Origin of the sequence: Actinomycetospora succinea, assembly GCF_004363095.1 — a bacterium.
GTDB classification, from domain to species: domain Bacteria; phylum Actinomycetota; class Actinomycetes; order Mycobacteriales; family Pseudonocardiaceae; genus Actinomycetospora; species Actinomycetospora succinea.
The window spans coordinates 384255-408600 of record NZ_SNYO01000002.1; the positions used below are offsets into that span (position 1 = coordinate 384255).

Here is a 24346-nt window from a genome sequence, read left to right on the forward strand (position 1 = left end):
CTGACACATCACCAGGCGCGCAGGTGCGGCGTGCGCAGGAGGGCGGTGCCGAGCTCGGCGGCGGTGAGCGGGGTCGGGGCGTCGAAGGACTCGCGGACGATCGCGGCGCCGGTGAGGTCGTGGTCGGCGGTGTAGTCGTTGGTCACCACGACCGTCGCCAGCCCCGCCGCCAGGCCCGCCCGCAGGCCCGGGCCCGAGTCCTCGACGGCCACGGTCCGCGCGGCGTCGACGTCGAGCCGCGCGAGCGCGGTCCGGTAGGCCTCCGGGTCCGGCTTGAGCGCCGCCACGTCGTCGCCGCACACCACGACTTCGGCGGTGTCCTCGCCGAGCACGTGCGCGAGCAGCGGCTCCACCCACGCCCGCCGGCCCGTCGTCGCGACCGCGATCCGCACGCCGTGCGCGCGCAGGTCGTCGAGGAGCGCCGGCAGCCCCGGCCGCGGTCCGATCTCGCGGCGGCGCACCACCTCGGTGAACAGCGCGGTCTTCGTCCGGTGCACACGCGCCGCGAGGTCGTCCGCGTCCTCGACCCCGCGCTCCCGCAGCGCCGCCGCGACCCGCCGCCGTCCGCCCGTGATCGCGAGCAGCTCCCCGTAGCGCTCGACGTCCCAGCACAGGTCGAGCCGGTGCGCCGCGAACGCATCGTTGAACGCGATCCGGTGCCCGTCGCGCTCGGTGTCGGCGAGGGTGCCGTCGACGTCGAACACGACCGCTTCCGGGAGACGGAGCGCAGCGGAGCTCGACCCTTCGGACGGAAGGCTCACCGCGCGGCGTCCGTCAGGTGGTAGAGCAGCAGCAGCTGGGCGATCGCGAGCGGCTCGCTGCGCGCGTCACCCAGGCGCCCCAGACAGTCCGGGGTCTCGGTGTCCGGCGTGCCGAGCGAGGTCCAGATCGCCTTCTCCACCGCGAGGCTCTCCTCGCGCGGCACGTAGCCGTGGACGTGCAGCGACTCGACCGGGCGGCCGTCGGGGTCGCGCTCGAGCTTGAGGTGCATCGCCCGCGAGAGCCCGGGCTGCAGGGCCTCGGTGAGGTCGGGGTGGTCGATCGTCGGGCGCATCATCATCGTCGCCGACAGCGGCGTGTCCGGCGGGTCGTCGCGGCCCTCGATGGGCGCGAAGCGCACGACGAGGTCGGCATTGGCGCGCTGCGGGCGGATCCAGGCCTCGGACTCGGGCTCGCGGCGCTCCAGCTCGGCGAGCACCTTCTCCTCGGTGTAGCCGCGCTTGGCGGTGTCGCGGTGGATCTTCCACCCGCGGCGGATCTCCTCGGGCGGGTCGAGGAAGACGGTGACGTCGAAGCAGGCCCGCGAGAGCTTGCTCCACAGCGGGAAGAGCCCCTCGACGATGACGAACTCCGCCGGCTCGACCAGTTCGGGGCGCACGAGCTGCCCGGAGCCGTGGTCGTAGACCGGCTTGAGCACCGGCGAACCCGTGGCGAGAAGCTGCAGGTGCTGCTCCATGATCTCGAGGTGGTTGCAGTCGGGGTGGAGCGCGGTGAACGGCAGCTCCTTGCGCTCCTCCCGGTCGTAGGCGTGGTAGTCGTCGGTGCACAGCGACACGCACCGCTCGGGCCCGAGGGCCTCCACCAGACCTTTCGTCATCGTCGTCTTGCCGGCGGCGCTGTCCCCGGCGATCGCGAGCATCACCGGACGGCGGGGCGGCGGCGCAGAGCCGGCGCGCCGGATGCGCAGGGACTTGTCGGGCACGAGGTCTCCCTTCCTCGACCCGGACGCTAGGCACCGGCGCGCCGCGTGTGCTCCCCCGTCACGGGGGGTCCGAGGGGGGAGACGAATGCCTAGGGTGAGCAGGATGACGGGGTCACCGCTGCGCGTGGTCCTCGTCGACGACCACGAGATGGTGGTCGCGGGCCTCAAGGCGATGCTCGCGCCGTTCGCCGGGCGGGTCCGCGTGGTGGGCAGCGCCAACAGCGCCCGCGAGGCTCTCGACGTCGCCGTGTCGCTGGCCCCGGACATCGTGCTCTGCGACGTGCGCCTGCGCGGCGACAGCGGCCTCGACCTGTGCCGCAGCCTCGCCGAGCGCGCGCCGGGCCAGAAGGTCGTGCTGCTCTCCGTCTACGACGACGAGCAGTACCTCTACCAGGCACTCCGTGCCGGGGCGGCCGGTTACCTGCTCAAGCACATCGGCGGCGAGGAGCTGGTGCGCCACCTGGAGCTCGCGGCCACCGGCACCACGGTCGTCGACGCGACGATGGCCGGGCGCGCGGCGGCGTCGGCGGCCCGCCTCGAGCGCGACGAGTTCTGGCCGGGCGCGCACCTCGGGCTGACCCAGCGCGAGAGCGAGGTCCTCGCGCTGCTCGTCGCCGGGCACAGCAACCGCGCGATCGCCGCCGAGCTCGTCATCGGCGACGAGACCGTGAAGAGCCACGTCCGCGCGCTGCTGCGCAAGCTCGCGGTGCCCGACCGGACGGCGGCCGTCGCGGCAGCGCTGCGCGAGGGGGTGTTCCGGTGACGCCGGGACACGAAGCGAAGCGGGAGCTGGACCCATGACACGCGGCCTGGGCCTCGCCGACCCCGAGCGCGAGAACGCCGTCCTGCTCGCGATCATCGAGGCGGCGACGAGCGGGCCCGGCGTCGAGCCGCTCGCCGCCGCGGTCGCCCGGGTGATCACCGAGGCCACGGCCACCGATGTCTGCTTCGTGCACGTCCTCGACGACGCCGAGCCCTCGCTGACCCTCGCGGGGGCGACGCCGCCGTTCGACGCCCAGGTCGGCGCCGTGCGGCTCCCGCTCGGGACCGGCGTGTCGGGCTGGGTCGCGAGCCACCGCGAGCCGGTCGTGATCGCCGACCGCAAGCAGGACGACCCCCGCTACGTCGCGATCCCGGAGCTGCGCGGCGAGGCGTACACGTCGATGGTGTCGGTGCCGATGGAGAGCGAGCCGGCCGGGCTCGTCGGGGTGCTCAACGTCCACACGGTCGCCCGGCGCGAGTTCGACGACCGTGACGTCCGGGTGCTGCGCACGATCGGGCGGCTGGTCGCCGGCGCCGTCCACCAGGCCCGGATGCACCGCAGGCTCGCCGCGCGCGAGGAGGCGCACGGGCGCTTCGCCGAGCAGATGGTCGCCGCGCAGGAGGCCGAGCGGCAGCGCCTGGCGCGCGACATCCACGACGGCATCTCCCAGCGCCTGGTGACCCTGTCGTTCCACCTCGACGCCGTGCGCACGTTCCTCGGTCACGAGGAGGCCCGGGCCGCCGACGAGAACCTCGCCACCGCCTGCGACCTCGTGCTGACGACCCTCGACGAGGCCCGCGCGGCGATCGGGGCGCTGCGCCCGCCGGTGCTCGACGACCTCGGGCTCGCCGGCGCGCTCGCCGCGCTGGCCCGCGGGCTGCCCGACGTGCGCGTCGTGCTCGACCTCGACGACCGCCGCCTGCCCGAGCACGTCGAGGTCGCGCTCTACCGGATCGCCCAGGAGACCCTGCAGAACGTCCTCAAGCACGCCGACGCCGACGAGGTCGAGGTCCGCCTCGAGGCCACCGACGGCGCCGTGCACCTCACGCTCGCCGACGACGGCGTCGGCTTCGACCCGGCCACCGGCACCCGGGGCTACGGCCTCGCGTCCGTGCGGGAGCGCGCGGACCTCGTCGGCGGGACGGTGCGGGTGAGCTCGCGGGCGGGCACCGGCACGACGGTCACCGTGTCCGCACCCCTCGACAGTGAGCCGATCGACGAAGGGTTCGCCGAGAACACTTGATTGTGCTGCGCACGGTCGGACCGCACTCTCGGAGCATGGCCGATCGATGGAGCGCGGGCGTCATCCCCTACGCGGAGATGGGGTACTGGCAGCCCGACTACGAACCCAAGGACACCGACCTCCTGTGCGCGTTCCGCGTGACGCCGCAGGACGGCGTGCCGCCCGAGGAGGCGGGCGCCGCGGTCGCCGGTGAGTCCAGCACGGCGACGTGGACCGTCGTCTGGACCGACCGGCTCACGACCTTCGAGCACTACCAGGCGAAGTGCTACCGGGTGGAGCCCGTCCCGGGCGTCGAGGGGCAGTGGATCGCCTACATCGCCTACGACCTCGACCTCTTCGAGGAGGGGTCGATCGCGAACCTGACCAGCTCCATCATCGGCAACGTCTTCGGCTTCAAGCCGCTCAAGGCCCTGCGCCTCGAGGACATGCGCATCCCGGCGCACTACGTCAAGACGTTCCAGGGCCCGGCGCACGGGATCGTCACCGAGCGCGAGTACCTCAACAAGTTCGGCCGCCCGCTGCTCGGCGCCACCACCAAGCCGAAGCTGGGGCTGTCGTCGCGCAACTACGGCCGCGTCGTCTACGAGGCCCTGCGCGGCGGCCTCGACTTCACCAAGGACGACGAGAACATCAACTCGCAGCCCTTCATGCGCTGGCGGGACCGCTTCATCGCCTGCATGGAGGCGGTGAACAAGGCGCAGGCCGAGACCGGTGAGGTCAAGGGCCACTACCTCAACGTCACCGCCGCGGACATGGAGGACATCTACGAGCGCGCCGAGTTCGCCAAGGACCTCGGCAGCGTCATCGTCATGGTCGACCTGACCGTCGGCTACACGGCGATCCAGTCGCTGGCGAAGTGGGCGCGGCGCAACGGCGTGATCCTGCACCTGCACCGCGCGGGCCACGCGACCTACACGCGCCAGAAGAACCACGGCGTGAGCTTCCGCGTGATCTCCAAGTGGATGCGCCTCGCCGGCGTCGACCACATCCACGCCGGCACCGTCGTCGGCAAGCTCGAGGGCGACCCGGCGTCGGTCCACGGCTTCTACGACGTGCTGCGCAAGGGCCGCTACGACGCCGACCCGTCGAAGGGCCTGTTCTTCGAGCAGGACTGGGTGTCGATGCCCGCGACGATGCCCGTCGCGTCCGGCGGCATCCACGCCGGCCAGATGCACCAGCTGCTGCACCACCTCGGCGAGGACACGGTCCTGCAGTTCGGCGGCGGCACCATCGGCCACCCGATGGGCATCGCCTCGGGCGCCGAGGCCAACCGCGTCGCCGTCGAGTCGATGATCAAGGCCCGCAACGAGGGCAAGGACTACCTCGCCGAGGGCCCGGAGATCCTCCGCGAGGCCGCGAAGCGCAACAAGCCGCTGGACATGGCGCTGTCGACCTGGGGCGACATCACGTTCGACTACGCCTCCACCGACACCGTCGACGCCACCCCGACGCCCGCCTGAGGAGCATCACCGTGCGCATCACCCAGGGGACGTTCTCGTTCCTGCCCGACCTGACCGACGACGAGATCACCGCGCAGATCGCCTACGCGCTCGAGCACGGCTGGCCCTGCTCGGTGGAGTTCACCGACGACCCGCACCCCCGCAACACCTACTGGGAGATGTGGGGCCTGCCGCTGTTCGACCTGGCCGACCCGGCCGCGGTGATGGACGAGGTGCGCGCCTGCCGCGACGAGCACCCCGAGCACTACGTCCGGGTCAACGCCTACGACGCGAGCCTCGGTCGCCAGACCGTCGCCCTGTCGTTCCTGGTCCAGCGCCCGAGCGAGGAGCCCGGCTTCCGCCTCGACCGCCAGGAGGGCGTGGACCGGCGGATCAACTACTCGATCCACTCCTACGCCACCGAGCGGCCCGCCGGGTCGCGCTACGGCGCGCCGGCCGGCCCGTCGGCCCGGAGCAACGGCAATGGCCGCCACTGACAACGGACGGGTGTCGTTCGCGACGGGCGGGCGGGCCTCCCGCCCGGCCGTCGCATCGGCGCCCGAGCCCGAGGAGGAGCCCGCCGACACGACGCTGGCCCCCGACGCCGTCGTCGACCTCGACGCCGTGCGCTCCGACGCCGGTGTCGACGACGTCCTCGACGGCCTCGACCGGGAGCTGGTCGGGCTCGCGCCGGTGAAGGAGCGTCTGCGCGAGCTCGCGGCGCTGCTGGTCGTCGACCGGATCCGCGAACGCTTCGGCGTGAGCACCGACCGCCCGACGCTGCACATGTGCTTCACCGGCAACCCGGGCACGGGCAAGACGACCGTCGCGCAGCGGATCGGGGACCTGCTCAAGGGCCTCGGCTACCTGCGCCGCGGGCACCTCGTCACCGCGACGCGCGACGACCTCGTCGGCCAGTACGTCGGGCACACCGCGCCGAAGACGAAGGAGATCGTCGGCAAGGCGCGTGGCGGCGTGCTGTTCGTCGACGAGGCGTACTACCTGCACCGGCCGGGCAACGAGCGCGACTACGGCGGCGAGGCCATCGAGATCCTGCTCCAGGCGATGGAGGAGAACCGCGACGACCTCGTCGTCGTGCTCGCCGGCTACAGCGACCGGATGGCCACGTTCTTCGAGGCCAACCCGGGGATGCAGAGCCGGATCGCCCACCACGTCGACTTCCCGGACTTCAGCGCCGACGAGCTGGTGACGATCGCCGAGGGCATGGTCGCCGAGCAGGGGCTGGGGTTCTCGGCCGAGGCGCACACCGCGCTGCGCGAGTACCTGGCGCTGCGCCGCGAGCAGGAGTGGTTCGCGGGCGCCCGCAGCGTGCGCAACGCCCTCGACCGCGCCCGCATGCGCCAGGCGCGCCGGCTCTCCGAGGGCGGCGGCTCCCTCGGCCTCGCCGACATCACCACCCTCGAGGCCGCCGACCTGCGCGCCAGCCGCGTCTTCGCCGGCGGCCACCGCTCCTGAGCCCCTATGTGAGCGCTTTCAGGCCCTATAGGGCGGGAAAGCGCTCACATAGGTTCGGCGCGTGACCACCACCGCGCGCCTGCGGGCGTTCGTCGTCCTCGCCGACCAGGGGTCGGTGCGCGGGGCGGCCGCGGCGCTCGTCGTCACCGAGTCCACCGTCTCGGCCGCCGTGCGCGCGCTGGCCGACGAGGTCGGCGTCGCGCTGCTGGCGAGGGACGGCCGCGGCGTGCGCCTCACCCCCGCCGGCGCCCGCTACGCCGACTACGCACGCCGCATCCTCGGCCTGCTCGACGAGGCCACCGCGGCTGCGCGCGGCGAGGCCGACCCCGAGCACGGCCACGTGCGCCTCGGCGCGGTCACCACGGCCGGCGAGCACCTCCTGCCCGCCCTGCTCGCCTCGTTCCGCGCGCGCCACCCGCACGTCGGCGTCGGGGTCGAGGTCTCCCCCAGCGCCGCGGTCTGGGCGATGCTGCGCCACCACGAGCTCGACGTCGTCATCGCCGGCAGCCCGCCCGGCGATGTCGACGCGCACGTCCGCGCCCGCCGCGAGAACACCCTGACCGTCGTCGGCGCCCCTGACGCCGCCACAGGCTTCGACCCGGCGACCGCCACCTGGCTGCTGCGCGAGACCGGCTCGGGCATCCGCGCCACGCTCACCGCGCTGCTCGAGGACCTGCCCGGCGAGCCGCCCCGCATGGTGCTCGGGTCGCACGGCGCCACGATCGCGGCGGCGCGGGCGGGCCTCGGGGTGACGCTGGTGGCGCGCGAGGGCGTCGCGCGCCTGCTCAGCGAGGGGTCGCTGGTCGAGCTGCCGGTGCCGGGCGTGCCGATCGCGCGTCCCTGGCACGTCGTGACCCACCCGGACGCGACCGCCAGCACCGAGCTCCTCGTCCGCCACCTGCTGGCGGACCAGGAGCTGGGCTGGCGTCGGGCGTGAGCTCCTAAGCGGCCACGGCCCGGTCGACCTCGCGGCGCAGGGCCTCGCGGCCCGCGTCGACCGCCGCCGGGTCGCCGCGCCAGGCGAGCAGGGCCGGCGACACGAGCGCCCGGCCGAACGAGAACGTCAGCGGCCACGGCCCGCCGCGCCGGCGGATCGCGGCGAGGTTGGCGGCGGCGATCGCCGAGGGCTGGCCGCCGGAGAGGAACGCGACGCCGGCGAGCTCGGCGGGCATCGTCGCGACCAGGGTGTCGACGGTGGCGCGGGCGACCTCGGCGGGCCCGGCGGTCTGCCGCGCGCCCTCCCCCGCGGTGACCATGTTCGGCTTGAGCACCATCGCGGCCGGGTCGACGCCGGCGCGGTTCAGGGCGCGGGACACGGTGGCGAGCGTGCGGGCGGTCGCGGCGGCGCAGACCTCGATGCGGTGCCCGCCGGCGCTGAGGATCTCGGGCTCGACGATCGGCACGAGCCCGCCGTCCTGGCAGGTGCGCGCGTAGGACGCGAGCGCGTCGGCGTTCGCCTCGAGGGCGCGGCTCGACGGGCGGCCGGCGCCGAGGTGCAGCACCGCGCGCCACTTCGCGAACTCCGCGCCGAGCGCGACGTACTCCGCGACCCGGTCGGCGAGGCCGTCGAGGCCCCCGGTCAGCGTCTCGCCGTCCTCGCCGCCCTCGAGGGGCACCGTGCCGGTGTCGACCTTGATGCCGGTCTGGATCCCGGCGCCCGCGAGCGCGGCGGGGAACGGGCGCCCGTCGGCGAGGTACTGGCGCAGCGTCTCGTCGCAGAGGATGACGCCGCTGACGCCCGCGGCGAGGTCCTCGCCGGTCAGGAGCAGCTCGCGGTAGGCCCGGCGGTGCTCCTCGGTCGGGGCGACGCCGGCGTCCTCGAGGCGCCGCGACATCGTCCGCGGGCTCTCGTCGGCGGCGAGGATCCCGCGGCCCCCGGCGACGAGACGGGCGGCGGTGGCTCGGAGCTCGGAGCTCGTGGTGCTGGTCGTGGTGGTGCTGGTCGTCGTGGTCACGGCGGCCTCCCTCGGCGGTCATGCGCGTCGAGGAGACGCTACGAACGCCCCCGCGCGGGGGCGTCCCCTGCGCGGTGGAGCGGGCGGGGGAGATCGGGGCCGACTACTCCTCCTCGCGATTACTCTGGTCCGCCCGCCGGGCCGGTGACCAGGATCAACGGCATGAACCCCCAGCCCCGGGCCGCGGGCGTGCTCCTCGCCGCGGCCGTCGCCCTCGAGGTGGTCGTCGTCCTCGTCCTCGTCGCCGTCCTCGTGACCAGGGGCCCGACGGGTGCCCTCGTCGGCGCCGTCCTCGCCCTCGCCGTGGCGTCGATGCTGACGGTGCTCGCGGTCATCAACCTCGTGCGGGCCCGGATGGACCACGCGATGGCCGGGTTCGCGGGTGCGGCGCTCGGTGGCCGGTTCGTGACGGGTCCGGGTGGCGTCGGTCCCGGCGGGTACCGCGGCGGCGCACACGGCGGGTTCGGTGCCGGTCCGGGCGCCGGTCCGGGCGCCGGCGTGCGCGGCGGGTACGGCCCGGGGCCCTGGCCCGACCCGACGTGGGAGCCCTGGCCGGGGCACCACCACGACCACGGGCACCACCACGGTCACCACGACCACGGTCATCACCACGGTCATCACGACCACGGCTGGTCCGGCGCCGACGCGGGCTGGTCCTCCGACTCGGGCTGGTCCGACTCCGGGTCGTCCTCGGACTCCGGGTCGTCGTCCTCCTCGGACTCCGGCTCCTCCTCGAGCGACTCCGGGTCGTCGAGCAGCTCGTCCGCTTGATCAGGCCTCGACGGGAGCGGACGCCGCGAGCCGGGCGAGGATCGGGCGCACGATCGCCACGTACTCGCGCAGGTGGGTGGCCTGCGGGAGGTGGGCCCCGGGCGTCTCGACCAGCGGCACGCCCAGCCCGTCGGCCGCCCACTGCCCCGCCGCGTACAGGCAGTACAGGCGCGCATCGGGTTCGCGGTTCTCGGCGCCGCCCAGGACGACGGACGGCACGGTGATCCGGGAGAGCTGGTCGGGGGTGGGCAGGTAGCCCATCAGCGCCTCCATCTCCACGCCGAACAGGACCTCGCCGTCGTCGAGCATGCGAGCCCGGAAGGCCGGGTCCATCGCCTCGTAGACCTCGTCCCCGTCGGCCCACCGCAGGAAGAGCTCCATGGCCAGCGGTGGCCCGCCGCGCGCCATCGCGTCGGCCACGGTCCCCTGCAGCCCCTCGATGACCGCCCGGCCCTCCGGCGTGACCGTGAGGAACGCCGGCTCGTGGAAGACCGCGCCCCGCAGCAGCTCGGGACGGCGCATGGCGAGGCTCGTCAGGATCAGCCCGCCCGCGCTGTGGCCGTACGCGACGGCGGGGGCGAGGTCGAGCGCCTCGAGCAGCGCCGCGGCGTCGTCGGCCTGCTCGTCGATCGAGGTGCTGGTCCAGCCCTCGGGACGGGGGCTGCGCGAGGTGCCCCGACGGTCGTAGCTCAGCACGGTGAACCCGTCGGCGAGGAGGTCCGCGGTCTCCGGCCAGAACCCGGCGTCACCCGGACCCCCGGAGATGAACACGACCGGCGGGCCCTCGCCGCGCAGCTCGTAGTAGAGCGTCGTGCCGTTCACCGCGATCGTCGCCATGCGCGCTCCCCTGCCGGACGCCCCGTCGGTCGAGGCCGTGGACGACGAGGCTCGCGCGGGGAGGGGACGCCGCGGACGGTCCGGCGGGAAGTACGTACGCCGCGGTGTGGTCAGTCGCCGACGACGCGCAGGGCCGGCGTCCGGCCCTCCGCCGCGGGCTCGACGCTGTCGGTGGAGGAGACGAGGCGCAGGTCCGGCCCGCTCGCGTCGATCACCTCGAGGGCCTCGATGAGGCTGCGCAGCAACGCCTCCCGCGGGACGGCGCGCGAGATCCACACCTGCCGGGTGTGGGCGTCGGCCACCCAGGCCGTCCTGCCGTCGAGGGGCACCCAGTACACGCTGACGCCCGCCTCGGTCAGCAGCGGGAGGGCGGCGAGCGGCTCCGGCGTCGGGTCCGGTGTCGCGGTCATACCTGGTGAACGCGCTGGTCGAGCGATCGGATCGGTCCTCGCCGTGAAGTGCCGACGGACGGACCGGTCACGTGCCGCAACCGGACGAACGCGTTCCGCTCATCGTCGTCCGGACGAACTCACCCCGGTGCCGCGAGGATCGCCCGCGGCACCGGGGGAGGATCAACTGACCCTGATCCCGGCGGGCATGCGCGTGCCCTCGCCGGCGAGCGGGTCGGAGTCGCACGCTCTGTCGGGCCGGGATTCCTGGCTGGACCGCCGCACCGAGAGCTCCAGCGGCACCGGGCCGCCGTCCTTGCGGGGACCGCGGGTCTTCTTGTGCGAGTGGTCGAGCGAGGGCTTGGGGATGACGGTGTCCATCTCCAGCTTCGCCAGCTCGCGCTCGCCGTTGCCGAGCACGCACTCGGGGTCGGGACCGTCGAGCGGCAGGCCGGTGAAGAACTTGGCCGCCATGCAGCCGCCCTGACAGGCGTCGTAGTGCGAGCACTTGGTGCACGCCCCGCCCGACTGCGGCCCGCGCAGCTCCGCGAACAGCTCGGACTCCTGCCACACCGTCCTGAACCCGCCCTCGGACCGGACGTTGCCGGCGAGGAACTGCTCGTGGATCGCGAACGGGCAGGCGTAGACGTCGCCGACCGGGTCGATCAGGCACACCACGCGCCCGGCGCCGCACAGGTTCAGGCCCGGCAGCTCCTCGCCGAACGCGGAGAGGTGGAAGAACGAGTCGCCGGTGAGGACGTCCTCGCCGCGCGCGACGAGCCAGTCGTAGAGCTGGCGCTGCTGCTCGCGGGTCGGGTGCAGCTCGTCCCACGAGTCGGCGCCACGGCCGGACGGGCGGAAGCGGGTGATCCGCAGCTGGGCGCCGTAGCGGTCGGCGATCGCCTTGAAGTCGTCGAGCTGGTCGACGTTGTGGCGCGTGACCACCACGCTGATCTTGAACTGCCCGAAGCCCGCCTCGTACAGGTTCTCCATCGCGCGGATCGCGGTGTCGTAGGACCCGGGGCCGCGGACGTGGTCGTTGACCTCGGCCGTCGCGCCGTCGAGGGAGATCTGGACGTCGACGTAGTCGGTGGCCGCGAGCTGCGCCGCGCGGGCCTTGTCGAGCTTGACCCCGTTGGTGGAGAACTTGACGCCGACGTCGTGGGCGATCGCGTAGTCCAGCAGCTCCCAGAAGTCGCTGCGGACGGTCGGCTCGCCGCCGCCGATGTTGACGTAGAAGACCTGCATCCGCTGGAGCTCGTCGATGACGGCCTTGGCCTCGTCGGTCGAGAGCTCGTTCGGGTCGCGACGGCCCGAGCTGGACAGGCAGTGCACGCAGGACAGGTTGCAGGCGTAGGTGAGCTCCCAGGTCAGGCAGATCGGGGAGGTCAGGCCTTCGACGAAGTGCTCGACGAGTTTCATGTGGTGGTCTCCCGCGGCTGGATCGTGCCCGCCTTCGCGAGGCCGGCGAGCGCCTTGAGGTACTGCTCCCGCTGGTGTGCAGGAACCTCGGCGGCCTCGAGGGCGCCGTGGACGTCGGGGTGGTCGGCGAGCGCCTCGACGACCCTGACCAGCGCCCGGGTCTTGAGGAACGACAGCCGTCGGGTGTGGAAGTCGTACACGAGGGCGCCGAACGACTCCGGGCGCACCGAGACCGAGCCGGAGATCCGGTACGGGCCGTCGGCGTCGAAGTCGTCGACGCCGGCGGGGGCTGCCTGCGGGCCGGCCCCCGCCGCCGTCGTCGGCATCAGTAGACGCCGCACATACCGTCGATCGAGACCTCCTCGACGAGGGTCTCCTCGACAAGCTCGTTCTCTTCCATCCGTCCTCCTCACCAGCGGGTGCCTCGGGCGCTGCGAACGGTAAGCGGCACTCGGTGCCACCGCCAGACTCGATCCGGGTGGGAAACACCCCTCCGGACGGCGGGGACGGCACGCCCCTCCCCGTGGTAGAGGATGGGCACGTGGCGACGACGAGGAGTGCGCGAGCGCAGCGCCTCGAGAACGTCGCGCTCGAGTTGTTCGCCTCCCAGGGCTTCGACGAGACCACCGTCGACGAGCTCGCCGTGGCCGGCGGTGTCGGTCGGCGGACGTTCTTCCGGTACTTCCCCACCAAGCTCGACGTCGTGCTCGGCGAGCTGGACGACGGCCTCGCCGCCCTGGTCGGCGCGCTCGCCGACCAGCCCGGCGACGACCCGGTGGCCGCCGCGCGCGCCGCCTTCCTCGCGATCAACCACTACGCCGCGGCCGAGCTGCCCGCCCTGCGCCGCCGTCTCGGCCTCATCGAGGACGTGCCGGAGCTCGCCGCGCGCGCCACGGTCCGCTACCGCGACTGGGAGTCCGCACTCGCGGCCGACGCCGCCGGGCGCTGGGGCGACGACGCGGGGTCGCTGCGCGCGCAGGTGTTCGGCCGGGCGGTGGTGGCCTCGATGCGCGCGGTGTTCAGCGCCTGGCACGCGCGGCCCGAGGCGGACGCCGACGCGCTCGGCGCCCTCGTCGAGGAGGCGTTCGACGCGCTGTCGCGGGGGTTCGCGTCGCCGTGAGCTCCGACCCCGAGGATCTCATCGACCTCGACCCGGACTCCTCCGAGCCGCCGTTCGAGCAGCTGCGCGCGCGGGTCACCGAGCTGGCCCGCACCGGCGCCCTCGCCCCGCACACCCGCCTGCCCGCGGTGCGCCGCCTCGCCGGCGACCTGAACCTCGCGCCCGGCACCGTCGCCCGCGCCTACCGCGAGCTCGAGGCCGCCGGCGTCGTCGAGACCCGTGGGCGGCTCGGCACGTTCGTCGTCGGCGGGGACACCGCCGCCGACCCGGCCCGCGAGCTCGCCGCCGAGTACGCCCGCGCCGTCACCGCACTCGGCGTGTCCCGCGACCGGGCGCTGGACCTCGCCCGCGCGGCGCTGGCCGACATCTGAGCCACCGACGTCGTTCGCGAAAGCAACGCCTTTCGCGGAACCGGATCCGTGCGCGGACTTCGTGCGTCGAACTCGGTGAGTCGAACCCGACCACCGACGACGGGAGCCCCCATGAACGCACGGATCGCGCGGCCGGAGCGCCGCGCCGCCGAACTGACGGTGGTACTCGTCATCATCGGCCTCGCCCTGGGGGTGACCGCCGCTCCGGCCTCGGCGGCGCCTCCCTGGGGCGCGTGCGGACGCTCCACGCCCGAGGACAAGATCGTTCGCCAGTTCCCGGCCGGCATCACACTGCGCTGCGGCGGGCCGATCGGATCATCCGACCCGCGTCACGGCTACCGGCACATCCTCGCGCGGCACCGCACAGACTTCGAGAACATGGCCTTCGGCACCGGGACGTTCCAGAACTGGCGCGACGTCGCCGACCTCTCCATCGAGACCATCGCCAATGATCCCGACGTCACGGTCCCGGTGGGTGGCAACCAGCTCTGCATGTCACGCGTGATCTTCCTGAACGATCGCCGGACCGGGCAGCTCGTCCGTCAGCAGATCGTGCGGATGTTCATCAACGCGACCACGCGGGACGTCAACACGCTCCATCCGCACCAGCGCCATTGCTAACGTGCCGGCCGTGGGCGCGCAGGAGACCGAGGTCGACGCCCTGTTCGCCGCCTTGCGGCGTCACGGTCTCGCCGTCGACACCCGGACGGCATCGCCCACCGTGGCACCGCGCGGGAACGGGGGGCCGGCGGCGGTCCTCGATCTGGCCGAGGACCTGCTCGGCGCATACCTCGACGACGTTGCGGCGGGATACGCCCCGTTCGAGGACGATCCGCGCGCCGTGGCGCGGGGCCTCGTCGCGGTCCAGCTCGCCGAGCATCTGACCGCCGACCACGGAGACGGGGTGAACCGGGTGCGGCGCGTCTCGCTCGTGCTCGACGAAGGCGCCCCGCGTTTGGTCGAGGAGCGCAACGACGACGGTGATGCGCCCCCGAGCGCCGACGGCCCGCACGACGATCCGGCCGTCTTCGCCGCCGAGCTCGAGGCCCTCGCCCGCCATCTCCGCGAACAGGGCTTCGACACCGAAGCCGTCCCGGGTCGGGCCACGATCCGCATCGATGGACGGACCGTGGAGCTGCCGCCCGACCTCTATCGGGTCTACCTCGAGGCCCAGGAGGAGGAGTTCGAAGCGCTGGGCGGCGACCCGCGGAGCCACGCCTGGGCCGCGTGGTGTCGCCTCGTGGCCGGGCTGCTGAGGGATGGCGCTCCCGGCTTGTCGCTGGCGACCGCACCGGACGGCGAGGTGCGCCTCGTTCCCCACCCCACCAGCGACGCAGACCCTGACCCACCCTTGGAGTGGAGCGCCGAACCCGGACACTGAGGCGACTTGCTGGCGCCAGGCACGAGGGCCCGACCGGCTCTCCCCTGGGGATCACGGGCGACGTGGTGCACCCGGCGTGGCTCGCGAGGTGCATGACGTCGCTCCTGATCACGCCTGCCGGGCACCGCCGTCGAGCGAGGGACGCCTCGCTGCCTCCCACGCACCCAGCGACGCCCTCGCTCCCACCCCGAGCCGCACGCCGGAGCTACCAGGGCACCTCCGCCCGGTCCTCCCACAGCCGCCCGGTGGGCGCCGGGTCGGACGGGGACGAGTCCCGCGTCGCCAACCACAGGGCCGTGTCCGCACCCTGCCCGATCGACCGGGGCGCGTCGGGCCCGCCCATGTCCGTGCGGCAGTGCCCCGGGCAGGTCGCGTCGACGAGGACGCCGCGCCGGCCGAGGGCGAGCTCGTGGGCGAGGTTGCGGGTCAGCGCGTTCAGGCCCGCCTTGGCGACGCGGTAGGGCGCGAGGCCGCCGGCCGTCCCGGGCCCGGTGAGCCGGCCGAGGCACGCCGACAGGTTGACCACCCGCCCCCACCGCCGCTTCGCCATCCCCGGCACCAGGGCGTGGATCAGCGCGAAGGGCGCGTCGAGGTCGACGGCGCGGACGTCGCGCCACTGCGCGAGCGAGGCGTCGAGGGTCTTCGACCGCGGCGCGCTCATCACCGCGGCCGCGTTGACCAGCACGTCCACGTCGAGCCCGTCCACGCGCGCCGCGATGCCGTCGACGTCGGCCAGGTCGTGGGGCAGCGCCCGCCCACCGAACGACGCCACGGCCTCCTGCAGGGCGTCGGGGTCGCGCGCCATCCCGATCACGGTCGCGCCGGCGCCGGCGAGCCCCGCGGCGATCGCCCGACCCAGTCCGCGGCTCGCGCCCGTCACGAGTGCGGTCCGCCCGGTGAGCTCGTGCGTCACCGGACCGAGGTTCCCCGCGTCGGCCCCTTCCACCCGCCGCCCTTATCGCGTAGGAATGGCAACAACTCGCCGGTCACAACGCCGCACGGTGGGCAGGCCCCGAACCTGTCCGAAGGTGCAGGACGGGCACCGTCGCCGTGGTCGGGATCACCGCGCGGCTCTGTCGCGGTGACCCGGGCCACCCCTAGCGTCGCGCCGGATCACGAGCCGGCCCGTCGACGGAGACGGGCCGCTCGCCCGACCCGACGAGAGGACCAGCATGCAGGTTGACGAGCTGCTCAAGCCGTTCCCGATCAAGGAGTTCCACCCCTTCCCTCGGGCGCTGCTGGGGCCCGGCTCGCACGAGCTGATCGGACCCGAGGCCCTGAAGATGGGCTTCAAGAAGACGCTGATCATGACCTCGGGTCTGCGCGGGACGGACATCGTCCACAAGATCTCGGAGTCCATGAAGTGGCACGGCATCGAGACCGTGATCTACGACCAGGTTGAGTCCAACCCCAAGGACTACAACGTCATGGACTCGGTGAAGCTGTACCAGGAGAACAACTGCGACAGCTTCGTCTCCATCGGCGGCGGCTCGTCGCACGACGCCTGCAAGGGCGCCCGCGTCTCGGTCGCGCACGACGGCCGCAACGTCAACGAGTTCGAGGGCTTCAACCAGTCCGAGAACCCGAAGAACCCGCCGCACATCGCGGTCTCGACGACGGCCGGCACCGGCTCGGAGACCTCGTGGGCGTACGTCATCACCGACACGACCACGGACCCGAACAACCCGCACAAGTACGTCGCGTTCGACGACGCCTCGGTGACCAGCCTGGCGATCGACGACCCGGTGCTCTACTACGACTGCCCGGTCGACTTCACCGCCCAGTGCGGCTTCGACGTGCTCGCGCACGCCTCCGAGCCCTACGTCTCGCGGCTGAACTTCGAGCCGAGCCTCGGCAACGCCATCCGCGCGATCGAGCTGACCAACGAGAACCTGCGCGAGGCCGTCTGGAACGGGCAGGACCTGCCCGGCCGCCAGGGCATGATGTACGCGCAGTACATCGCCGCCCAGGCGTTCAACTCCGGTGGCCTCGGGATCATCCACTCGATCTCGCACGCGGTGTCGGCCTTCTACGACACCCACCACGGCCTGAACAACGCCGTCGCGCTCCCCCGCGTGTGGGCGTTCAACATGCCGGTGGCCTACAAGCGCTTCGCGCGCATCGCCCAGGCCATGGGCGTGGACACCACGCACATGACCGACGTGCAGGCCGCGGAGGCCGCGCTCGCCGCCGCCATCCGTCTGCTGCGCGACGTGGGCATCCCGGAGAAGTTCACCGACGTCACCCAGGACTCGTACTCGAAGAACCGTCTGGGCCAGGGCCCGACCAAGTTCTACGAGAACGAGAAGACCATCACGGGCAACGACGCCGACGTGGACCGCATCACCAACCACGTCCTCGGCGACGCCTGCACCCCGGGCAACCCCAAGGAGTGCACCTTCACGACGGTGCGCCCCGTGGTCGACCACTGCATGAACGGTGACCTGGACGACCTGCTGAGCTGACGATCCACCCGGAGCCCGGTGGGGTCGGGTCAGACTTCCTGGCCCGTTCTCCACCGGGCTCCGGTGCGCCCGGCGCGCATACTGAGTTCCCCGAGAGCTGTCCCGACTGAGAGGAAGCGCTGCGTGAGCACCCCGACCGACCGGACCGAGACCACGTCACCCTTCGGGTCGGTCGACGAGGTCGTCGACGCGCTCGCCGAGCAGGGCTACATCGCCGACCGCCGCCTGGCGACCACGGTGTTCCTGCTGACCCGGCTCGAGAAGCCCCTCCTGCTCGAGGGCCCGGCCGGCGTCGGCAAGACCGAGCTCGCGAAGATGCTCGCGCTCGCGACGGGCCGGCGCTTCCTGCGACTGCAGTGCTACGAGGGCCAGGACGAGACCAAGGCCCTCTACGAGTGGGACTACGGCAAGCAGCTGCTCTACACCCAGATGCTCCGCGAGAAGATCGCCGAGATCGTCCAGGACGCCCCCGACATCAAGACATCGGTCGAGCGGATCGCCGCCCAGGACAGCGTCTTCTTCTCCGAGGAGTTCCTCGCCGAGCGCCCCCTCATGGAGGCGATCCGGTCCGACGAGCCCGTCGTGCTGCTGATCGACGAGGTCGACCGCGCGGACGAGGCCCTCGAGGCCGTGCTGCTCGAGACCCTCGGCGAGTTCCAGATCTCGGTGCCCGAGGTCGGCACGTTCCAGGCGCAGAACGCGCCCTACGTCATCCTGACCAGCAACAACACGCGTGACCTGGCCGCCGCCCTCAAGCGCCGCTGCCTGCACCTGTTCCTCGACTACCCGACCGCCGAGCGCGAGCTGGAGATCGTCCGGTCGAAGGAGACCGGGCTCCCCGAGGCCACGGCGCGCGAGCTCGTCGAGGTCGTCCGCGGGCTGCGCGAGCTCGAGCTGCGCAAGGCGCCGAGCATCTCCGAGACCATCGACTGGGCGCGCACGCTCGCCGTCCTCGGCGTCGACGAGCTGAACAGCTCCGTCCTCTCCGACACGGTGTCGGTGGTCGTCAAGTACGACAAGGACGTCACCAAGGCCCTCGGCGCCCTGCCGAAGCTCGTCGACCCGAACGCCGAGATCCCCGACGCGCACGGTCACGGGCACGGTCACGGCCACGGGCACGGCCACGAGGACAACGGCCACTCGAGCGGCCCGGCGCCGGCCACCGCGCGCATCGTCCACGACGACGAGGAGGACGGCCCCGACGGGCGCTCCGTGCGCGCGGCCAAGGACGAGGAGGGCCGCCACGTCGGCCACTACGCCGCCGGGGTGGAGCAGAAGGAGAAGGCCCGCAGCGGCGAGATCGAGCCCCCGAAGAAGCGGCCGGTGAGCCCGGGCCAGGGCACCCGCTCGTTCGGCGCGGGCCTCGGCAAGCGCCGCGCGCTCTAGCCCGCCCGGACGCTCGAGAGGAGGGCCTCGATGGAGGCCAGCATCCACCGCTTCGTCCGGCTGCTCCGCATCCGGCAGGTCAGGATCTCCACCTCGGAGGTCCTCGACGCCATGAACTGCGCGCGCGAGCCCGGCGTGCTCGCCGACCGCGAGACGCTCAAGGCGGCGCTGCGCGTCTCGCTGGTCAAGGACATCCGCGACGAGGACACCTACGACGAGATCTTCGACGCCTTCTTCGCCCTGGTGCGGATCGGGAACGAGGACCGCGGGCACGGCCACGGGCACGGCCACGAGGACCTCTCCGACGACGGTGCCCTGGAGAACTTCACGCTCTCCGACGAGCCGAGCGAGACCCCCGAGCAGGGCCACGACCACGGCGCGCCCGTCGACATCAAGGAGTTCTTCGACCCCGAGGACATGGCCCAGCAGTACAACCTGCACCAGGAGGCCAACAAGATCGACCTCGCGGCGATGACCGACGAGATCGTCTTCTCCAAGGACGGCGCGACCGACCAGACCGGCACCCAGGAGAAGGTCCAGATCGAGACCGACCGCCTGCACGGTGGCGGCCTGCCCGGGGACATCGCGACCGACTCCGGGACGAAGGTCGACGCCGACCTCAACGTCGCTCAGCAGGAGGCCCTGCTGGGCTGGCTGCAGGGCGTCGAGGACGGGATCTCCGACGAGGGCGACGAGACCGACGCGATGGCGCTGCGCCGCCGGCTCGCCGGGATGCTCGAGAACCTGCCCGAGGCGATCAAGCGCCACCTCGAGCGCTTGATGGAGATCGAGCAGCGGATCGTCGACGGGGGGCACGCCGACGAGGACGCCCACAAGGCCGAGGTCGACCGCGCCCAGGAGCACGAGCGCCAGCAGCTCGAGGACTCCCTGCGCCGGCTCGCGAAGACCCTGCACGGCGCGCTGACCCACAAGCGCCGCGAGTCCCCGCGCGGGCGCATCGACCCCGGCCGCACGATGCGCCGCAACATGCGCTTCGACGGCATCCCGTTCCGCCCGGTGACCGTCTCGCGCACCGAGGACAAGCCGCGCCTCGTGATCCTCGCCGACGTGTCGCTGTCGGTGCGCGCCACCGCGCGGTTCACGCTGCACCTCGTGCACGGCCTGCAGGACATGTTCGGGCAGGTCCGCTCGTTCGCGTTCGTGTCCGACCTCATGGAGGTCACCGACCTCTTCGCCGACCACACCGTCGAGGACGCCCTGGGGCTGATCTTCGGCGGCGACCTCATCGACGTCGACGCCAACTCCGACTACGGCACGGCGTTCGGCACGTTCCTCGACGACCACGGGTCGGCGGTCAACCGGCGCTCGACGGTGATCATCCTGGGCGACGGCCGGGGCAACGGGAACGACGCGAACATGGAGGCGTTCGCCGAGATCACCCGCCGGGCGCGCGAGACGATCTGGCTGACGCCGGAGCCGCGCTACTCGTGGGGGCTCGGCGCCTGCGACCTGCCGCGCTACGCCGAGTTCGTCGACCGCATCCGTGTGGTGCGCGACCTCACCGGGCTCTCCGAGGTCAGCCACGACATGGCGGCCGAGATGATCGGGCGGTGACCGGGCTGGCGGACCCCGTGTCCTCCGCGGGGTCCACGGGCACCGTGCGCATCGACCCGCTGGCCGCGGCGCACCCGGGGCGGTGGGAGGACCCGCACGTCGTCGTCTGCCACATCGACCGGGCCGCCGTGCCGGTGCGCCTGGCCGCCGCCCGCCCGCCGGAGCGGGTGACCGAGCACTTCGAGGTGCACCGCCCCGGCGACCGCCTGCTCGTCCTGCACCGGCTGCGCCCCGACGAGCTCGACGACGACATCGCGGGCCTCATCGCGGGCGAGCTGTCCGGCCTCGTGACCTCGGCGGGCGACTTCGAGCGCATCTTCACCGGGATCGTGCGCTCGACGATCAGCGACCCGATCACGGCGTGGTCGACGTTCTACGCCAACAGCCTCGCGGTCCTGCGCGATCCCCGGGCGCCCGCCGACCCGGGGGCACCCCCGGAGTCGTCGCTGGCGGCGTTCGCCCCGGTGCACGAGCGCGCGCTCGCCGAGCTCCGCGGCCGCACGGTGCTCGACGTCGGCACGTGCTTCGGCTTCCTGCCCCTGCGCCTGGCGCAGGAGGGGTTCGAGGTGATCGCCACCGACCACACCCCGGGCACCATGGCCCTGCTCGGCGCCGTCGCCGCGCGTCGCGGCGAGGCCGTGCGCCCCGTCGTCGCCGACGCCCGCGCGCTGCCCGCCGCCGCGCGCTCGGTCGACACCGTGACCGCCGTGCACCTGCTCGAGCACCTGCCGGCCACCGAGACCGCCGTCGTGCTCGACGAGATGCTCCGGGTGGCGCGCCGGCGCGTGGTCGTCGCCGTGCCCTACGAGGACGTCCCCGAGCCCGTGTACGGGCACGTGCGGACCTTCGACCACGCCGCCCTGCACGCCCTCGGCGAGCGCACCGGGCGTCCCTACACGGTCGCCGACGACCACGGCGGCTGGCTCGTGGTCGATGTGGGCTGACGCCCAGGTGAGCAGTATGGACGGCTATAGCCGTCCATACTGCTCACCTGCGCGCTAGCGCACGTCCTCCGGCGGCTCGACCTCGCGGCGAAGGATCTTCCCGGTGGGGCCCTTCGGCAGCTCGTCGAGCAGCCACACGTGGCGCGGGTACTTGTAGGCCGCGACGCGCTCCTTGGCGAACTCCCGCAGCTCGTCCACGCCGACCTCGGCGCCCGGCCGCAGGGCGACGGCCGCGCCGACCTCCTCGCCGAGGTCGCGGTGCGCGATCCCGACCACGGCCACCTCGGCGACCGCCGAGTGCTCGTAGAGGGCCTCCTCGATCTCGCGCGGGTAGACGTTGTAGCCCCCGCGGATGATCATCTCCTTCTTGCGGTCGACGATGAAGTAGTAGCCGTCGTCGTCGCGGCGCCCGACGTCCCCGGTGCGGAACCAGCCGTCCGGGATCGACTCGGCGGTCGCGTCGGGGCGACCCCAGTACCCCTTCATCAGGCCCTCGCCGCGGATGGCGATCTCCCCGGCGTCGTCGCCGGTCACGTCGTTGCCGTCGTCGTCGACCAGGCGCAGCTCCATGCCGGCCACCGGCGTCCCGACCGACCCGGCCTTGCGCTCGGCGTCGGGGTGGTTGAACGAGGCCACCGGCGAGGTCTCGGACAGGCCGTAGCCCTCGAGGACCGTGCAGCCGAAGGTCTCCTCGAACTCGCGGAGCACCTCGACCGGCATCGCCGACCCGCCGGAGATGCAGCAGCGCAGGGACGACACGTCGTACTGCTCGCGCCCGCCCACGTGCAGCAGACCGGAGTACATGGTGGGCACGCCCTCGAAGACGGTCACCCGGTCGCGCCCGATCATCGACAGCGCCTTCGTGCCGTCGAAGCGCGGCAGCAGCGTGAGGCAGGCACCGGTCAGCACGGCGGAGTTCAGGCCGCACGTCAGCCCGAAGACGTGGAAGAGCGGCAGGCAGCCCATCACCACGTCGTCGGCGGTGATCTCCGTGAGCGTGCGGGCGGAGACGGCGGCGTTCGAGGACAGGTTCGCGTGGGTCAGCTCGGCGCCCTTGGGCGCACCCGTGGTCCCCGAGGTGTAGAGGATGACCGCGGTCTCGTCGTCGGCGCGGTCGACGGGCTCGGTGAGCGGCTCGGCGCCCTCGAGCTGGGCCTCCTCGGGTCCCGCCGCGCCGACGGCGATCACGTCGAGGTCCCGGTCGCGCGCCGCCTCCCGTGCCCCGTCGGCGGCCCCGTCCCACGCGAAGACCACCGAGATGCCGGCGTCGTCGAGGTAGAACTCGATCTCCCGGCCCTTGAGCAGCGGGTTCATCGGGACGACGACGCAGCCGGCCAGCAGGGCGCCGTAGAAGACCACCGGGAACGCCGGGACGTTCGGGAAGACCATGCCCACCCGGGCGCCGGGCTCCAGGCCGCGCGAGCGCAGCAGCCCGGCGACACCGCGCGCGGCGTCGAGGAACTCGCCGTAGGTCAGGACCGTGTCGTCGAGGCGCAGCGCCGGCCGGTCGCCGTGCTCCTCCGCGGTCTCCACCAGCGCCGTCGCCAGGTTCGTCATCGCGGCCCTGTGCCCCGATCGGCGCAGGCTCAACCGCTGATCAGACAGCTGCTCAGACGGGGCAGCCGCCCGCCCGCGCCGCGGCCTGGTCGTCCAGGCGGAACATCGGTCCGGTGTCGGTGGGCTCGTCGTAGTACCGGTGGAACACCGGGGTGAGCCCGCCCGAGATCGGCGGCACGATCCAGCTCCAGTCCACCGGGCACGTCCGGCCCGCGGCCTCCTCCTTCTCCACGAAGCGCAGGAAGCGCCGCGACTCGCCGTGGTGGTCGGCGAGGGAGACGCCGGCCTCGTCGAAGGAGTGCTGCACGGCGGCGGTGAGCTCGACGGCCGCACGGTCGCGCCACAAGGTGCGGTCGCTCGAGGTGTCGAGGCCCATCGCCTCGGCGACCTCGCCGAGCATGTCGTAGCGGTCGGCGTCGGCGAGGTTGCGGGCCGAGATCTCGGTGGCCATGTACCAGCCGTTGAACGGCGCGGCCGGGTAGGAGATCCCGCCGATGTCCAGGCGCATGTTGCTGATCACCGGCAGCGCGTGCCAGCGCAGCTCGAGGTCGGCGAACCACGCGTGGTCGGGGTGGGTCAGCGGCACCTCGAGCACGGCGTCGGCCGGGATCTCGTGGACCTGCGGGCCCTCGACGACGTGCTCGCCGCCGCCGCTGACGACCAGCGGCAGGACGTCGAAGCGCCCCATCGGGCTCGGCGGCATCCAGCCCAGGGTGCGGGCGGTGTCGGTGAAGCCCGCGGTGCGCGGGTCGCCGAGCGCCCGGCCGCCGGCGCGGTAGCCCGCGTACCGGATGAGCTGCTCGTTCCAGATCCGCGGCCCGCGTCCCGACGGCCCGTCGGGGGCGAACACGGTGATCGTCGAGCGGATGCGCCCCTTGCGCGTCGCCTCCCGCAGGTGCCCGACGCACTCGGCGGCGACCTCGTCGGGCGCGGTGACGTGCCGGCGGTCGCGCAGGTGCAGGCTGCGCCAGTACAGCCGCCCGATGCAGCGCGCCGAGTTCCGCCACGCGATGCGCGCGCCGAACTCCAGCTCCTCGGTGGTGTGGACGTAGGTCCCGGTGCGGGCGATCTCCTCGCGGACCGCGGCGACGCGGGGCTCGGCGGGGCCCGCGGCCGGGGTCTCGGCGTGGAAGAGGCGGACGAACTCCTCGGCCTCGGCGGGGTCGACGCCGGGGCGGCGCGGGGTCGTGTCGCCGGCGCGGTCGCCGGTCGTGTCGCCGGTGCGGGCGGCCGGGACCGCGGGCAGCGCCGCGGAGTCGACCTCGACGGTGCTCTCCGGGGCGGCCGTCTCCAAGGGTCCGGACGGCGCCACGGGCGCGCTGACCCGCGCCACGCTCGGCGCTGCGGCGGCCACCGACGGCGGGACGTGACCCGGGCCGCCGGCCGGGCGCGCGGTGTAGGGCCGCGGGCCGTGGGGATGCACGGGGCCGTGCGGAGCGGGCTGGGGCGGGGCAGCGGGGACCCGGGGTGGGGTCCGACCGTCCGGGGTCTGCGGGGAGGGGGACGTCCGGTCCCCGGTGCCGACGACATCGATCATGCCGCGCGTCATG

At 73.3% G+C, this 24346-nt stretch carries 26 protein-coding genes; 15 read left to right on the forward strand and 11 right to left on the reverse strand.

The window, feature by feature from the left end:
* Positions 1–8: 8 nt before the first annotated feature.
* On the reverse strand, positions 9–704 hold the full coding sequence (locus EV188_RS08185) for an HAD-IA family hydrolase (protein ID WP_243741557.1): 696 nt from the start codon (positions 702–704) through the stop codon (positions 9–11).
* Positions 705–757: 53 nt separating this feature from the next.
* Positions 758–1702 (reverse strand): phosphoribulokinase, encoded by a 945-nt coding sequence (locus EV188_RS08190; protein WP_133825756.1) that lies wholly within the window; start codon positions 1700–1702, stop codon positions 758–760.
* Between the two features lie 103 nt (positions 1703–1805).
* Here EV188_RS08190 and EV188_RS08195 point away from each other — a divergent pair, with 103 nt between their 5' ends.
* The 6 genes from EV188_RS08195 (at position 1806) to EV188_RS08220 (ending at position 7560) form a co-directional block, all read left to right on the forward strand.
* A complete protein-coding gene (locus EV188_RS08195; RefSeq protein WP_133825757.1) occupies positions 1806–2465 on the forward strand; it encodes a response regulator in 660 nt (219 codons plus the stop codon).
* A gap of 34 nt (positions 2466–2499) precedes the next feature.
* The gene (locus EV188_RS08200) at positions 2500–3708 is read left to right on the forward strand and encodes a GAF domain-containing sensor histidine kinase (RefSeq protein ID WP_133825758.1); all 1209 of its coding nucleotides are present in this window, start codon (positions 2500–2502) and stop codon (positions 3706–3708) included.
* Between the two features lie 35 nt (positions 3709–3743).
* Complete coding sequence (locus EV188_RS08205; protein WP_133825759.1) at positions 3744–5168, forward strand: form I ribulose bisphosphate carboxylase large subunit; 1425 nt, start codon at positions 3744–3746, stop codon at positions 5166–5168.
* Positions 5169–5179: 11 nt separating this feature from the next.
* Complete coding sequence (locus EV188_RS08210; protein WP_133825760.1) at positions 5180–5644, forward strand: ribulose bisphosphate carboxylase small subunit; 465 nt, start codon at positions 5180–5182, stop codon at positions 5642–5644.
* The gene (locus EV188_RS08215; RefSeq protein ID WP_133825761.1) at positions 5631–6623 is read left to right on the forward strand and encodes an AAA family ATPase; all 993 of its coding nucleotides are present in this window, start codon (positions 5631–5633) and stop codon (positions 6621–6623) included. Before EV188_RS08210 ends, EV188_RS08215 begins: the two co-directional genes overlap by 14 nt.
* A gap of 61 nt (positions 6624–6684) precedes the next feature.
* A complete protein-coding gene (locus tag EV188_RS08220; protein WP_133825762.1) occupies positions 6685–7560 on the forward strand; it encodes a LysR family transcriptional regulator in 876 nt (291 codons plus the stop codon).
* Positions 7561–7564: 4 nt separating this feature from the next.
* On the opposite strand, the gene EV188_RS08225 is transcribed toward EV188_RS08220, so the two are convergent.
* The gene (locus EV188_RS08225) at positions 7565–8578 is read right to left on the reverse strand and encodes a class I fructose-bisphosphate aldolase (protein ID WP_133825763.1); all 1014 of its coding nucleotides are present in this window, start codon (positions 8576–8578) and stop codon (positions 7565–7567) included.
* A 162-nt stretch (positions 8579–8740) separates the two neighbouring features.
* Here EV188_RS08225 and EV188_RS31440 point away from each other — a divergent pair, with 162 nt between their 5' ends.
* Positions 8741–9349 (forward strand): hypothetical protein, encoded by a 609-nt coding sequence (locus tag EV188_RS31440; RefSeq protein WP_166659782.1) that lies wholly within the window; start codon positions 8741–8743, stop codon positions 9347–9349.
* Here the strand turns inward: EV188_RS31440 and EV188_RS08235 are convergent, their stop codons facing one another.
* From EV188_RS08235 to mftA, 5 genes are all read right to left on the reverse strand, one after another.
* The gene (locus tag EV188_RS08235) at positions 9350–10186 is read right to left on the reverse strand and encodes an alpha/beta fold hydrolase (protein ID WP_133825764.1); all 837 of its coding nucleotides are present in this window, start codon (positions 10184–10186) and stop codon (positions 9350–9352) included.
* Between the two features lie 110 nt (positions 10187–10296).
* A complete protein-coding gene (locus EV188_RS08240; protein ID WP_133825765.1) occupies positions 10297–10596 on the reverse strand; it encodes a hypothetical protein in 300 nt (99 codons plus the stop codon).
* Between the two features lie 162 nt (positions 10597–10758).
* Entirely contained in the window at positions 10759–11997 is a 1239-nt protein-coding gene (gene mftC / locus EV188_RS08245) for a mycofactocin radical SAM maturase (protein WP_133825766.1), read from the reverse strand.
* A complete protein-coding gene (gene mftB / locus EV188_RS08250; RefSeq protein ID WP_133825767.1) occupies positions 11994–12323 on the reverse strand; it encodes a mycofactocin biosynthesis chaperone MftB in 330 nt (109 codons plus the stop codon). Before mftB ends, mftC begins: the two co-directional genes overlap by 4 nt.
* A complete protein-coding gene (gene mftA / locus EV188_RS08255; protein WP_133826305.1) occupies positions 12323–12397 on the reverse strand; it encodes a mycofactocin precursor MftA in 75 nt (24 codons plus the stop codon). The genes mftB and mftA overlap by 1 nt, the downstream gene beginning before the upstream one ends.
* 141 nt (positions 12398–12538) lie before the next feature.
* Between mftA and EV188_RS31445 the strand changes: the two genes are divergently transcribed.
* From EV188_RS31445 to EV188_RS08270, 4 genes are all read left to right on the forward strand, one after another.
* A complete protein-coding gene (locus EV188_RS31445) occupies positions 12539–13117 on the forward strand; it encodes an acyl-CoA-like ligand-binding transcription factor (RefSeq protein ID WP_166659783.1) in 579 nt (192 codons plus the stop codon).
* Positions 13114–13488: a GntR family transcriptional regulator gene (locus tag EV188_RS08260; protein ID WP_133825768.1), complete on the forward strand. Its 375-nt coding sequence runs from the start codon at positions 13114–13116 to the stop codon at positions 13486–13488. Before EV188_RS31445 ends, EV188_RS08260 begins: the two co-directional genes overlap by 4 nt.
* Positions 13489–13599: 111 nt before the next feature.
* Positions 13600–14109: a hypothetical protein gene (locus EV188_RS08265; protein WP_133825769.1), complete on the forward strand. Its 510-nt coding sequence runs from the start codon at positions 13600–13602 to the stop codon at positions 14107–14109.
* A 10-nt stretch (positions 14110–14119) separates the two neighbouring features.
* The gene (locus EV188_RS08270; protein ID WP_133825770.1) at positions 14120–14869 is read left to right on the forward strand and encodes a hypothetical protein; all 750 of its coding nucleotides are present in this window, start codon (positions 14120–14122) and stop codon (positions 14867–14869) included.
* A 205-nt stretch (positions 14870–15074) separates the two neighbouring features.
* On the opposite strand, the gene EV188_RS08275 is transcribed toward EV188_RS08270, so the two are convergent.
* Entirely contained in the window at positions 15075–15782 is a 708-nt protein-coding gene (locus tag EV188_RS08275; protein ID WP_133825771.1) for an SDR family NAD(P)-dependent oxidoreductase, read from the reverse strand.
* Between the two features lie 259 nt (positions 15783–16041).
* Between EV188_RS08275 and mdo the strand changes: the two genes are divergently transcribed.
* The 4 genes from mdo (at position 16042) to mftM (ending at position 21239) form a co-directional block, all read left to right on the forward strand.
* The gene (gene mdo / locus EV188_RS08280; RefSeq protein ID WP_133825772.1) at positions 16042–17334 is read left to right on the forward strand and encodes an NDMA-dependent methanol dehydrogenase; all 1293 of its coding nucleotides are present in this window, start codon (positions 16042–16044) and stop codon (positions 17332–17334) included.
* Between the two features lie 123 nt (positions 17335–17457).
* A complete protein-coding gene (locus EV188_RS08285; RefSeq protein WP_208114070.1) occupies positions 17458–18720 on the forward strand; it encodes an AAA family ATPase in 1263 nt (420 codons plus the stop codon).
* 30 nt (positions 18721–18750) lie between these two features.
* Positions 18751–20295 carry a VWA domain-containing protein gene (locus tag EV188_RS08290; protein ID WP_133825773.1) on the forward strand — a complete coding sequence of 515 codons (1545 nt, stop codon included), beginning with the start codon at positions 18751–18753 and terminating at the stop codon, positions 20293–20295.
* A complete protein-coding gene (gene mftM / locus EV188_RS08295) occupies positions 20292–21239 on the forward strand; it encodes a mycofactocin oligosaccharide methyltransferase MftM (protein ID WP_243741558.1) in 948 nt (315 codons plus the stop codon). The genes EV188_RS08290 and mftM overlap by 4 nt, the downstream gene beginning before the upstream one ends.
* Positions 21240–21293: 54 nt before the next feature.
* Here mftM and EV188_RS08300 read toward each other — a convergent pair whose 3' ends face one another.
* Positions 21294–22796 (reverse strand): long-chain-fatty-acid--CoA ligase, encoded by a 1503-nt coding sequence (locus EV188_RS08300; protein ID WP_133825774.1) that lies wholly within the window; start codon positions 22794–22796, stop codon positions 21294–21296.
* 52 nt (positions 22797–22848) lie between these two features.
* A complete protein-coding gene (locus EV188_RS08305) occupies positions 22849–24345 on the reverse strand; it encodes a nitric oxide synthase oxygenase (RefSeq protein WP_243741559.1) in 1497 nt (498 codons plus the stop codon).
* Position 24346 lies beyond the last annotated feature (1 nt).

Excerpts from the sequence above, each read along its gene's own strand:
- EV188_RS08300 (WP_133825774.1), bottom strand. The coding sequence starts at position 22,796 with ATGACGAACCTGGCGACGGCGCTGGTGGAGACCGCGGAGGAGCACGGC.
- EV188_RS08305 (WP_243741559.1), bottom strand. The coding sequence starts at position 24,345 with ATGACGCGCGGCATGATCGATGTCGTCGGCACCGGGGACCGGACGTCC.
- mftC (WP_133825766.1), bottom strand. The coding sequence starts at position 11,997 with ATGAAACTCGTCGAGCACTTCGTCGAAGGCCTGACCTCCCCGATCTGC.
- EV188_RS08215 (WP_133825761.1), top strand. The coding sequence starts at position 5,631 with ATGGCCGCCACTGACAACGGACGGGTGTCGTTCGCGACGGGCGGGCGG.
- mftB (WP_133825767.1), bottom strand. The coding sequence starts at position 12,323 with ATGCCGACGACGGCGGCGGGGGCCGGCCCGCAGGCAGCCCCCGCCGGC.
- EV188_RS08200 (WP_133825758.1), top strand. The coding sequence starts at position 2,500 with ATGACACGCGGCCTGGGCCTCGCCGACCCCGAGCGCGAGAACGCCGTC.
- EV188_RS08195 (WP_133825757.1), top strand. The coding sequence starts at position 1,806 with ATGACGGGGTCACCGCTGCGCGTGGTCCTCGTCGACGACCACGAGATG.
- EV188_RS08290 (WP_133825773.1), top strand. The coding sequence starts at position 18,751 with ATGGAGGCCAGCATCCACCGCTTCGTCCGGCTGCTCCGCATCCGGCAG.
- EV188_RS31440 (WP_166659782.1), top strand. The coding sequence starts at position 8,741 with ATGAACCCCCAGCCCCGGGCCGCGGGCGTGCTCCTCGCCGCGGCCGTC.
- EV188_RS08235 (WP_133825764.1), bottom strand. The coding sequence starts at position 10,186 with ATGGCGACGATCGCGGTGAACGGCACGACGCTCTACTACGAGCTGCGC.
- EV188_RS08265 (WP_133825769.1), top strand. The coding sequence starts at position 13,600 with ATGAACGCACGGATCGCGCGGCCGGAGCGCCGCGCCGCCGAACTGACG.
- EV188_RS08240 (WP_133825765.1), bottom strand. The coding sequence starts at position 10,596 with ATGACCGCGACACCGGACCCGACGCCGGAGCCGCTCGCCGCCCTCCCG.
- EV188_RS08205 (WP_133825759.1), top strand. The coding sequence starts at position 3,744 with ATGGCCGATCGATGGAGCGCGGGCGTCATCCCCTACGCGGAGATGGGG.
- mdo (WP_133825772.1), top strand. The coding sequence starts at position 16,042 with ATGCAGGTTGACGAGCTGCTCAAGCCGTTCCCGATCAAGGAGTTCCAC.